This window comes from Nostoc sp. DedSLP03 (assembly GCF_034530815.1).
Classification (GTDB): domain Bacteria; phylum Cyanobacteriota; class Cyanobacteriia; order Cyanobacteriales; family Nostocaceae; genus Nostoc.
Genome location: NZ_JAVRCK010000147.1, coordinates 1 through 12,578, shown reverse-complemented (window position 1 = coordinate 12,578; position 12,578 = coordinate 1). Strand labels below are relative to the sequence as shown.

At 40.2% G+C, this 12,578-nt stretch carries 7 protein-coding genes and 1 pseudogene; 4 read left to right on the top strand and 4 right to left on the bottom strand.

The annotated features are described in order from the left end of the window. Nucleotides 1–786: 786 nt before the first annotated feature. Entirely contained in the window at nt 787–1,545 is a 759-nt protein-coding gene (gene pyrC, locus RM368_RS36445) for a dihydroorotase (protein ID WP_322698568.1), read from the top strand. 166 nt (nt 1,546–1,711) lie between these two features. Further along, a complete protein-coding gene (locus RM368_RS36440; protein ID WP_322698567.1) occupies nt 1,712–3,079 on the top strand; it encodes an IS4 family transposase in 1,368 nt (455 codons plus the stop codon). A 108-nt stretch (nt 3,080–3,187) separates the two neighbouring features. On the opposite strand, the gene RM368_RS36435 is transcribed toward RM368_RS36440, so the two are convergent. The 4 genes from RM368_RS36435 to RM368_RS36420 form a co-directional block, all read right to left on the bottom strand. Further along, nucleotides 3,188–3,559, bottom strand: a complete 372-nt coding sequence (locus RM368_RS36435; protein ID WP_322698566.1) for a PEP-CTERM sorting domain-containing protein — start codon at nt 3,557–3,559, stop codon at nt 3,188–3,190. 105 nt (nt 3,560–3,664) lie between these two features. Beyond that, a complete protein-coding gene (locus tag RM368_RS36430; RefSeq protein ID WP_322698565.1) occupies nt 3,665–7,171 on the bottom strand; it encodes a plasmid replication protein, CyRepA1 family in 3,507 nt (1,168 codons plus the stop codon). A gap of 771 nt (nt 7,172–7,942) precedes the next feature. Further along, on the bottom strand, nt 7,943–8,248 hold the full coding sequence (locus tag RM368_RS36425; protein WP_322698564.1) for a fertility inhibition FinO-like protein: 306 nt from the start codon (nt 8,246–8,248) through the stop codon (nt 7,943–7,945). An 11-nt stretch (nt 8,249–8,259) separates the two neighbouring features. Further along, on the bottom strand, nt 8,260–9,771 hold the full coding sequence (locus RM368_RS36420; RefSeq protein WP_322698563.1) for an ATP-binding protein: 1,512 nt from the start codon (nt 9,769–9,771) through the stop codon (nt 8,260–8,262). Between the two features lie 471 nt (nt 9,772–10,242). On the opposite strand from RM368_RS36420, the pseudogene RM368_RS36415 reads away from it, so the two are divergent. Further along, nucleotides 10,243–10,314: pseudogene (locus RM368_RS36415) on the top strand (4-Cys prefix domain-containing protein); the annotation flags it as partial. Nucleotides 10,315–10,455: 141 nt separating this feature from the next. Continuing rightward, nucleotides 10,456–12,108 carry a serine/threonine-protein kinase gene (locus RM368_RS36410; protein WP_322698569.1) on the top strand — a complete coding sequence of 551 codons (1,653 nt, stop codon included), beginning with the start codon at nt 10,456–10,458 and terminating at the stop codon, nt 12,106–12,108. The last annotated feature ends 470 nt before the right edge of the window (nt 12,109–12,578 follow it).

Below are 12,578 nucleotides of genomic sequence, written 5' to 3'. Positions count from 1 at the left end.
GTACATAAATACTATTAATTAGTGATCGCGCTGTGCCAGTTGCGTAAGTCCTGTTCAAGTTTTCTCACTCCGAGAATTAGTAATACTACATCATTAATTACCACTCTTCATCCAAGGAAAGTGGTGATTTCTCTTGTGTATTTTTGAGGGCAAGGGTTGCTAACAGCAACCCTTGCCCTCTCCCCCCCTGTAATGATTATCATTTTTATTGGTTGTATATTTTATTATGCTTTGAATCATAATATGAGAAAAATTTTGATCCATAAATTAGAAAAAAGTTAACGAAATTTCAGGCTTTTGCGCCAATCACAAAATTAAACTTTGCATTCATACATGAGAGAGAGTTTAAATTGTGAAGCATAACTAGAGAATGAGTTTAAAAAACATAATTAGACAAAACTTGCACAAAAAATCCCTGAAAAAATTGTTCTAACTTAAACTTTCAATTCAAAATATGGTTCAAATGCTCATGTTATGGTTCAAAACTTTTGTTTTAGTAGATATTTGAGTAAAAATCAAATATTTCATTGTCCAAGTGATCGCTGTGTTGTTAGGCGATCGCTAACCTCAAATAGTAGCTGAATAATAATGATAATCAAGTCGAAGTATTTATACAAACGTTCCTGTTAGCAGTCTTTTTATCCCCCTACACGATAATCATTATTAGTAAAAAAACTCGAATATTAAAATTGAACTATAAACTGGATACCCATTTCTGAAGCATATCATGGGTTAAAATCTCAATTTTTAGTTCAAATCACATTTATTTCTTGGAAGTCCCACACGGTGCGTCAGTTTGCCCGCGCGATCATCATGCCGAACTTGAAGCCGCCTATCCGCTCGGTGGCAGATGCGGCAGCCTATCGCGATCGCATCCTCGCCACCATTCCAGAAGGCCAACAGTTTGAGCCATTGATGACGCTCTATCTCACCGACAACACCAGCCCCGACGACATTCTCCGGGCGAAAGAATCTCAGTTTATCAAAGCTCTCAAGTACTACTTAGCCGGTGCAACGACCAACTCAGACTCCGGTGTGACGGATATTCAAAAGCGTGATCGCGTCTTTGAAGCAATGCAGCAGGTAGACATGCCGTTATTACTGCACGGGGAAGTGACCGATAACGATGTTGATACGTTTGATCGCGAGAAGGTGTTTATCGAGCGACATTTAATCCCTCTTAAGCAGCGATTTCCCAACCTGCGGGTGGTGCTTGAGCATATCACCACTTCGGATGCGGTGCAGTATGTCCTGTCTGCCAACACCATCGCAGCAACAATTACGCCACAACATTTGTTGTTTAACCGTAATGCCCTGTTCAAAGGCGGCCTTTGCCCCCATTTTTATTGCCTGCCCATTTTGAAACGGGAGGAGCATCGTCAGGCTTTGTTGCAAGCGGCAACATCGCTTAATCTGAAGTTTTTTCTGGGTACCGATAGCGCTCCCCATACCCGCACCAGCAAAGAAAGTTCCTGTGGCTGCGCGGGATGCTTTTCGGCTCTGCACGGAATGGCACTAAGAAAAGCTCTAAGGTATGTGGGATAAGAGCTATAGCTTGAAATGCCGGACGAGCAGTAATGGCATAGGCAGGCGATCGCTAATAGAGGGATGATGTACAATTGCCCAAAAGTTTTTGGAGGTAAAAAAAGCTTACTCGTCCGTGAAATACTGTTTTTGAGACGAATAAGCCAAAACCAAAATTACTACTACTGTGACACTAAGAGTACAAATCCTCAAGGATAAATTTAATTCATATTTAGGTTTACCTTTCAAAGAACTATTGCCAGAGTCTGTAATAAGACAAGCAATTTCCGAATTAAAAATTAAATACAAAAAGCGGTTATTTGATCCGTTTGTAACATTGTGGGCATTTCTATCTCAGGTTCTGGATACCGACAAAACTTGCCATAATGCTGTGAGTAAAATAATTGCACATCTAGCAGAATCAAAAGTAGAAGTTCCCTCAACGGATACTAGTGGATATTGTCAAGCCAGAGCAAGGCTCCCAGAGAAATTATTAGAGAAACTTTTCAATTCCTCAGCACGAAATCTAGAAGAGAAAGTGACAAAAGAACATTTGTGGTGTGGTCGCAATGTCTTAGTAATAGACGGTTCAACTGTTTCCATGCCAGACACCATAGAGAACCAAAAAGAATACCCTCAACCTAGTAGTCAAAAAGGAGGATGTGGTTTCCCAATTGCTAAGATTGGTGTGATATTCAGTTTGGTGACGGGAGGCGCTGTTGCTTTGTGCATAGATGTCCTGAACACTCATGATATTAAATTAGCGAGGAGGTTGTACAGTTTTCTCAAACCAAATGATGTACTTTTAGGGGATAGAGCTTTTTGTGCTTATGCCGATATGGTTGCTATTACCAAACTTGGTTGTGATGTGGTATTCCGTAAACATCAATCTCGGACAACAACCATGCGAAAAGGAAAAGTTGTTGGCGATTGTGACAAACTTGTTACTTGGTATAAACCTAAAAGATGCCCGCAAGGATTGAGCTTAGATGAATTTGATGCTCTACCTTCTGCCATAATTGTACGAGAAATTTACTACTACATTGTGATTCCTGGTTTTCGCACTCAACAAGTCAGTTTAATTACTACTCTATTGGATACAACAACTTATCCTACTCTCAAAATTGTTGGGCTTTATGGTAAACGTTGGGACATTGAACTAGATTTAAGGCATCTTAAAACTACTTTGGGAATGGATGTTTTGCGCTGTAAAACCCCTTCAATGGTACGCAAAGAAATTTATGTTTATTTGCTTGCCTATAATTTACTTCGTAGTTTGATGTGGTCTGCGGGTACTACTTACGGTAATCCTCCGTTACGCCTATCACTGCAAGGTACTCGCCATCATTTAAATAACTTTATTCCCAAATTGTTAGCTGCAACTTCAACAAAACGTCTTCAAATTTATTGGACTTTACTTAAAGTTATTGCTCACAAAGCTGTGAGCGATCGCCCTGGAAGAAGTGAACCACGAGTCCGTAAACGTTGCCCAAAAGCTTACCCCTTAATGACCAAACCCCGGCACGAATTACGAAATCTTTTACAAACTGCTTAAACCACAAGTGTTTCAGCTTTTCTTAGTGCCATTCGGGTGTAAGTCTGTGGTCTGTGATTGGCTATGTGCTGTGTAGATCGAGAAAGCTTTGGTAAAGAGTTGAGTAATTTATGCTTTAGATTTCGTCTCACCAGCTTTTTTAGAGGCAGCAATTGCAGCAACTCCAAACAATAGACCTAGTAGGGAAGTGGGTTCAGGTACTGATGTAGATGAAGAACCCAGGATAATATTGGCAGCAGAATCTTGATAGATGTATGTTCCTGCCCGTCCCACTTCACCTGTTAAGGTAATTTCAGAGCTTGAAGTTTTTTCTAAGGTATATCTTGGAGCATCAAAAGCAATGCCAAAATCAACTACTAAATTCCAATTCGACCTAGAATCAAGCTCAAAATTAACATTTGGGGTTAAATTACCGCCATTACTAGATCCTGGATTTAAATTCAGGTCTAGATTGTTGACGGATAGCTCCCAATCACTCAAAATCCCGGACTCTGAGTAAACTACAAATCCCGAATATTCATTCTTATAAGCAAGATTCTGATAAGTAATTGTCTCATAATTGCGCGCTAAGGCGATCGCTCTTTCTTATCCCGACATCGGCAACACCTCTTCACTTAGCAAGGTGTAAAATTCTGGTACTGCCGACTCAAGCTTACGCAGCTCATTTGCCGCGACCGTCTCCAACTCCAGCACCGTCTCCCAGCGCAAATCCCCAGTCCATCGCTTGAGAATGCCTTTAATCGCGTCCACTCCACGAGAAATACCAGAGCGAAGTATTTCTACACAGTGGAGTAGCGTAGTGCGATCGGTCGGAGGCGACTCAAATTCGGTAGTATCCTCCCCTCCTTTATGGGAGTTACCTATAGCATTAAGGGGGGGGGCGGATACGGGCGGGTGATCGGGGTTTACGCTATACACAGCAGGGGTTTGGGTAGCAAAATGGGTACGTTTTGCCACGCGATGAGCAATTACCTGTTGAGCAAATTCCAATTCCTTTTTAGATAAAGAGAAAAGTTTCACCTGTTGACCCCGTTTACCCTGCTTGCGGAAGGTCAACTTTAGCCCCAGCTGCTCGACTAAAGTACCGAGTAACCAAATAGGTTTACAGTCACTGGGGATGGTAAACCCAAGAATTGCCTTCACGTGAGCAGCACAATTAATGGCGATCGCCGTCATCTTGAGTAAGGTGGAATCGTCGGCGATAACTTCATCACCCCTGACTAAAGAAGTGAGAATTTGATGCAGCCCCAGGTTAAACCTAGCCAGCCACCGTGCCGAATAATTGCCCCAGTCCATGCACAAAGGTAAATTGTCCCGCTCTGTGCGGTCTTTTTGAGCGACAATTTGGGGCGGGGTGGGATAACTTCGCCCAGTTTTGGGGTCAACAATTGATTCATCGGGCTTTGCTAAAATTGCCTCAAGTCCGGCTAAGGCTCCTATTAATCGACCGCCTTTATCAAGTTCCACCAGTGATTCGGTTACTTCGATGCCGTAGGAATCAAAGATACGAAACTTTTCACATTCAAAAATTTCGTTAGGGTCAAGGTAATCTTTGCTTTGACGGGCGCGGTACTCACTGGCTGTAATATTGTTAGCCTTGGCAACAGCCGAATAATGGGCAGTGTCCAAAGCAGTCGCCGCATTTTTCATGCGTTCAAGAGATTGGTCATCATCGTCACTGCCCATACATATAAATGTATTGCCCATTTCAGTGAGGAGCGATCGCAAATCATCGCGGAGATTATTCAGAGAATAGTGGCGGTTGGCAAGAATTTGGCAGTAAGCCTCAAGCGCCCAATTTTTCTCGGCTCCCCGTTTGCCTGTTTTACGGTCAATCCGCAACAGAAAAGCAGTCATTTCATTGGTTTGGAGGAGGCGCTCTTTGATTTTGGTAGCATTGGTATCTTTGTAACCAAATGGGGGGCGCGGGGCCACCCAAATATGAAAGGGGACTTTTGGACGATAACGGTAAAGCTGTTGGGCGCATTCAGTAGCAGTTTGGGAAACGCCGTGAAACACACCAAAAACTAAGTCAAAATGATATTCAGAAATATCGACACCAGTACCGAGACTGGGAGAGGTGAACAAGGCATCAAAGTTTTTGACAGCGTTGGTGATATCTTTGATGAAAGCGACATTCTCATCACTGCCAGAATTGTCTGAATGGACAGACCAAATGCGCCATGAAGCCCTACGGGCTGGGCAAGGGGTAAGGGGTAAGGGGGAAAGGATGGAGGAATCTGTTAATTCTTCCTTTACCCCTTCCCCTTTAACATGCACCCCTTCTCCTACCTTTTCGTACTTGATAGTAAAGGATTTGTCGAGTTTTTTGATAAAACGCTTACTGTCACTGGCAACCATAACTTTTTCTCCAAGCATCAACGCTGCCGAGATTTGGGCGACTAGGGCGCTAGAATTATCCCCCTCGTACCAGTAAATTGTGCGTGAACCGTTTCGCCATTCGTTTTTAATGATGTACGGGACTTCACCTTTTGGTCGCATTGCAAGAAAGAAGTTTACCGTTAAATCATCCATGTGTGCATCGGCAATCACCACTAACGGCGCGTTGTATACTATATATTCCAGTACCTCCAAAATGGCGGCGCGATGTTGTTTGCAAGTATTACTGTGCAGCAGGTGGGTAAGGTATTGGCAGGCTTCATCTATAAATATGCAGCCGTAGGTGAGAGACTGAGTATTCAGCTTATGCAAGCTGTCAATAGTAATACTAAGGGCTTGAGCCTGGGCTAAACCTGCGTAACCCAAGTCGGAGTACATGGCTGTCTGCAAACGTTCGGCAAGATTTTTCAACAAGTTAACCCGATGTCCATTGTTGAGAAATCTGGTATCAGGATTTTGGTCACGCCACCAGCGCATGAGTTGGGTTTTACCAGTGCCCATGTCGCTCCAGAGTACGACTAGTCCTGATTTTGGGAAATTGAAGGTAGGGGATTTTTTCGATTTGTCTGAATCAACTCCGCCAGAATCGGTAGACTTCTTGTTTGGAGGATGTCTTTTTATAGATGGCGTGAAAAGTTGTTCCTTTTCAAGATCATTTTGCTCAGGCACTCTCAAGCATTTTTCTTCAAGTTCAGGAATGCACAAAGCCTCAGAGAGATACTTAACATTAATAGTGACATCTGGTTTGTATTTACTTAGTCCCCATTTTTTAGCCCGATACGAGCGTTGGTAATCTTTGAGTGATTTGGCATCATCTATAATTGCAGTTAGCAGGGCATTGGCATCAACACCGCGACCAACTACAAAATCATCAACGCCTTTTTCTGGCCCCGGCAGTAATGCGACTTCACATAAGCAACCAGCCGATTCGATTGCTTTTGCAGTGCGAACAGTGGCTTGAAACACCGACCACCTGGTTTTAGAAGAAGTTTCGTAGTCAAAAAGAATTATGAACTTGCGCCCCGCCTGAGCCATTGGTACTAAGTCAGGATGCAACCGTTCATCAAAATCCCGTCTTCCGACTCGCCCGTTCCAAATTCCCGGAAGTGCGATCGCTACAAACCCTAAACTAAGCAAGCAGGCCGCTTTTTTTTCGCCCTCGCATAAGATAACCGGAATCTCTGGATGCTGCTTTACCCACTCCCAAAATATTAGTGGATTGAGTTGATCCAGTAAGCGCAGTGCTAAAAGTGAATGATAGCGCTTAATTAGATAGCGTTTTGCAACTTTGTCCCAAATACAGTTGCGAATATCAAAGTAGGTAACGCGGTTGGGTGTCTTGGGGGGTGACTCGTATTTGACTGGTTTACAGGAGTGCCAATCAAAGCGCGGGAAGTTGGGCTTAATTCTTCCCCATTCCATCGGTTGCCAGTTTTTGAATGGATCAAGTGACTGAATCCACGTCCCACCTAGTAATAGGTGCTGATACATTTTTATGTATCCATCTGTTACCCGACCCGCATTCTTACGTGGGATTTTATCAGATATGAACAGGAAATCATAAACTGATTCTCCCTCAACGTGAAAGAAGTTGCGCTTAATCAACGCCGGATGAATGGCGCTACCAGCTAACAACTCATGGTATTCCGCTGCCGTGAGATTGTTTGGATATTCAGTTGTCGCTGCATTCATCGGTTCTCCCCCCAGAATTCCTTGGAGAGAACTCTTTCAAGCTGCGAAACTTTTGCCCTAGCCTGGATATTCCGAAAATTTCCCTTCGTCACAGCACAAAATTGCCATGCAAAAGCTGCACTCGACCCCATGCGCTCAACTACAGCGCTCTTGGAGCGTTCTCTATTTCTCACGATATTTTTCCCTGATAACTTGGTTGACAAGCTCAGAGGGGGCTGCATCAGTTAACAGTCAACAGTTGACAGTTATCAAGGACTGTAAATTCCAATTGATAACTGGTAACTGATAACTGTTATTCGCGCTGCTACATCTTTTAGCTACAAAATTCGGAGTTTTTTCTTAACTAAATTTAACATTTCACTACTTAAAGAATTTTAACAGCCAAAAATCCGCCACCAAAAATTCGACGATCTGGTGACAACCCCTGTATAATAGGGAAAGCAGCGCGGATTTAACTCAGTCGGACAATTTTTGTGGTAATCTTAGTCGCCAAACTTTAACAACCACTTATTTTGTTCCTTCGAGATCAACCCCGCTCTGAGGTTATATGAAATTTAAGATTCGTACAAAGCGCGACTCCTTAGTGGCGCTTTGTGCGTTAGATGCGGGTATTGTTGTAAATTCTTCACCTCTATCTCCTTTACGTAACTATTCAGCTTGATTTTACACAACTTATGGTCTTTCCGTATCTAGCGAGATTCTGATTTTTGTTTGACTCCTCCATATTTACCAGCGTTTGTTCCAGCTTACCCTGATTGGGTAATCGCTTTTTCAAGAAGTAGCACCTAACGCAGAGGTGGTTTCTGCCTTGGGCTTGCGCTCGAAAACTTGTATGTTGGGTTTCTCTAACACGAAACTCTGTTTTGCTTGCTGTCCAAGTTTACCTACAATTGCTCCTACCCATTGAGAATAATTACTTGCAGCATCGGTCAGTTTCTTCCAAATCTTTACTTTAATTGTGGCTGAAATAATTTGTCTGTCGCAGTCTAAGTCAAAATGCTGCCAATCGTTCTCTATGTTTTTAGGTTGTGGCAGTTCATTGATTTTAATTGTGATTTCTAGTTTGCCTGCAATCATAGCTACCTCTATTAAAATGTGAGCGCTAATTCTGGTGAAGCATTAGATGTATGCACCAGTCCTGGTATATTTTTCCTAATATATTTTTTGACTATAGGTTGAAGAGTAAAACTACTTTCTTCAGAAGCAGAATCTTTAATAGTTTCAATTAAAAACTGCTTTTCCAACCCTTCTAATGCTGTAATTAAATCTGATACTGATAACGATATTGATTCTTTTTGATTCAAGCCATTTAATAAACTAGTAAACTTAACAGGTTTTGAGTTTAAAGTTAACTCTTCTGCTATATAAATCATAATTTCTTGTTGAATTTTACTTAATAAGTAACCAAAGGCTTTATCAAGCATTGCTTGAAATTGGCTACTGAAAAGTGTAGTTCTATTTTCAAAAAACTTTTGAACACTTCCGCCAAAAAAGTGGTGAATTCTGGTAACTACCGTCTTTAGCTCTAAAGGATTGCCGTAGTAAATTTTAATTAATTCGTTGCATTTCTCTTCGTCATCCAATCCTTGATCAAAAAGAAGTTGCATTGCAGCATCAGTCTCTAAACCTTTTATTTTTAGATATTGAATAGGACGTCCTGCTATTATAAGATCCTCAAATTCATCAGGAAAGACTCGATTAGTTAAGAGCAAGCAGCTTTGATCCATTTCCTCTATTAATCTGCGAAAAAATAGTTTGTACTCTAAGTGTTGCTCTAAATTAGTTGTTTCAAACAAGGAATCAGATTCATCCAATACCAAAAGACATCGGCACGATTGCATCTGCTTGATCAGTGCTGAAACCATTGCTTGAGTAAATTTAGGTGAGTCTAGCTTAGGCTCTAAAGGTTGGATTAGCTCTATTAGTTCGGTTATAAAGTCTTGAAACAGTGGTGCATGGGCAACTGATTTCCAAATTATGCAATCAAATTTTGGTTTTGATTCTACACTAATCTCTTGTATTAGCTTTGCAGCTAATGCAGTCTTACCAATGCCTGCTACCCCTACTAACGATACGCAGCGTTGCTTTATTATTAATTCTTTTAAGCAAGATAGTTCTCCTGCGCGTCCATAAAAACTTGAGATATCAGGAGGTTTACTTCCTATAATTTGTATCCAATTTTTGACAGGGAAGCTTTTTTCTTCACTAGTAAAAGCAGATTGAGGATAATACTCTTGTGCAAGTTGCTCTAAAAAATTCCGTACATTCTTTTTAGTAACTCGCTTGCCATTTCCAATTGTTTTTGTGAGTATATCCCATAACCGAGTAGCTACGCCTCGTTGTAAGTAATTGACGCTGTAAGCTGAATTTTCTGCTATCTCTACAAACTCACGGTTATGCCACGCTCCCCTCATAATAAGTATCTCTGGTTGAGATAAGTATCTACCTCTTTTGGCAAGCACTAAATCATTGACTATTACTAAAGTTTCATCAAAACTTACTGTCACAGAAGAGTGTTTTTGCTCTAAAAGCTCTTGTTTCTTTGAAGCAAGGGGAGAATAGACTGGTGATTTTAGTATTTGGACAGCATTAGAATCCATAGTTATACTCATTCTGTTGTTCGAGCGAGCGACCAACCCCATACGCTTTTTCTCAATGCAACCGCCAAGTAATAGTTTTAAATATAACTCAGTGATACTTAATTTCTCTACTTAATAGCTGTTTGCTCCAAACAAATAATAACTCAAGTCACCAATTATGCAAAGGGGACGAAAGATAGAGTAGAATCATTACTTACGTACATCTTGAAAAAGTAGTTAATAAAACTACTGCCGTCACTAGATCGCAGTAGCAGTTATCAAATTGATTACTTTAAATGCTGCTGTTAAACTACCATCGATACACAAATATTAACAAGTTTCCTAGTTCTTCTTTATTTTGAAGTTATAAAATATACTTAATTTATCGAAAATGACTACTCAAAATTTTAAATCTTCACTTACATTATCGTTGATGGGAAGAAAGACTAGATTTGGGGTAGGTAGTTTATATCTGGCTATCCTCCGGCGAATGTGAGTTACTGTATAAATCCCCTATGCGAGCAACGTCAAAATCCTAAAGACATTGAAGAATGTCTTTTTTGTGGTACTTCGCTGCTAATTAATAACCGTATCCGCTTGATTAAGCCATTAAGACCGCTGAATGAAAATCCATTCAGCTATACTGAAGTTTTTGAAGTAGAGGACGCTGGGACTCAATGGAATCCCGTCCGCAAGCAGCGAGTTATGAAAGTTCTGAAATTGAACTCGCCGAAACTGGTTGAATTAATCGAGCGGGAATCTCTTAGTTTACGACTAATCCATCATCCAAATATTCCCAAAAGTACCTTAGATGACTTTTTCACTTTTGTTCCTGTCAATACTTCTTTAACCTTACATTGCTTGGTTATGGATAAAATCGAGGGACAGAATTTAGAGCAATGGATAGAATCTAATGGGCGTATTTTGCAATCTCAAGCATTAGAATGGCTAAAAGAATTAGTTGAAATTCTTGCCGCAGTACACCGGGCTAATTTTTTTCATAGAGATATTAAACCTTCTAATATAATTCTCCAGTCAAGTGGTCAATTAGCGTTAGTTGATTTTGGTGTAGCACGGCGAGTAACTAGTACTTATTTAGCTAAAATAAGCGGAAGTGGAGGAGACAGCACGTCTAGAGGAGGAAAATATGAAATTACATCTGTTGGCACACCTCGTTACTCTCCGCCAGAACAAACTGATGGACAGGCAGTACCGCAATCAGATTTTTATGCTTTGGGTCGTACTTTTGTCCATCTACTTACTGCAATTCAACTAATCGATTTACCTACGGATAAACAGACAGGAAGATTAATATGGAGAAACAAAGCACCGCAAATTGACAAACCTTTTGGTGATTTTATTGATGAGTTGACGGCTCCTTTACCAGGGCAACGTCCGCAAAGTACTGAAGTTATCCTGCAACGATTAAAATTACTTCCTCAGCAAAGTAAAATTTATAGATTAACGAGGTCTAAAACGTTCAGAGTTAGCGCAGCAATTGGATTTATGATTTTGACAGTCTTCGTGACTTTCAAAGTATTATTACCATTAAGAGCTAAATATTTACTGTCTCAAGGGGAAAAGGCTGAGGCAGCAAATAATTTTCAGACCGCACAAGAGTTTTTTGACTCAGCTATAAAAATTAATCCTCAAGCCAGATACACAATTTCCAAATTTTATTTTGAAAAAGGACTTCGTAGTACGAAGAGTCTAGAATTAGCTAAAAGATACTATGAATTAGCAATTAAATATAATGACACAAATGTAGAATCATATAATAATTTAGGTATTGTGTGTAAACAATTACAAGATTATCGCTGTGTAATAGATAGTTATGAAAAGGCTTTTAAGTTAACCTCTGATAATTGGGAAGGGCATTATGGATTGGGAACTTATTACGATGAACGAATGAAATATGATTTAGCGGAGCAACAATACCAGTTAGCCATAAAAATTAATAGACAAGCGATAATTGCTATCAATAATTTATCTAGAGTAAAAATTTTACAAGGTGATTATAATACAGCAATTTCTCTCGCCCAAGAAGGACTACAAAAAACTACAAATTCCAGATGGCAAGCAGTTTTGTATAAAAATTTAGGTTGGGCAAAATTTGAGCAGAAGAAATATAGCGAGGCAAAGCGATATTTAGAGAAAGCAAAAGAATTAGATATTCAAAAAACATCTACCCACTGTTTGCTAGCAAAAGTGCAGGGAATTTTAGGTGATTTTGATAACTCTTGGCTTTCCTGGGAAGCCTGTTTGCTAACTGAATCTAGAGAACCAGAAGTTTTCATCTGGCGAGCCGAAATAATAGAAAGAATTAGACAAAAAGCTCCTAATTTAATTCAAGATTAAGCTTCTTGAATTTAATAGCCTCTCAAGAGTAACAAATTATTATTACAATTTACAATTCTAAACACCTTTTTTTATCTCTCTAATTCTTGTATGCTATTAACTTGCATATAACTATATAAAACTTTTGATGCTGAGTACACAGAGGCAAAAGAGCAAAATTGGGAGAAAAGTCTACATCTGCCAAATTTTAGTAGTTGCATCAACGATACTTCTTTTAGGTTGGAGCAATGCGTGGGGTCAGGTAAAGCCAGAAGCAAAACGTAGATGTAAGGTTATTGGTCGAGTTACTAGCGTGAGCGATCTTCGCTGGCGAGTAAATAGCTTATTGTGTTCAGGAGATCGCATTACTCCAATGAATGGACGAACAGTTAATACTTTATGTTACTTGAACGGAGAATTTCTAGATTTTAAACAAAGTATAGGACTAGTATTTGATTTCTGAAAAAACTCCGTACATCTGGAGAGATAGA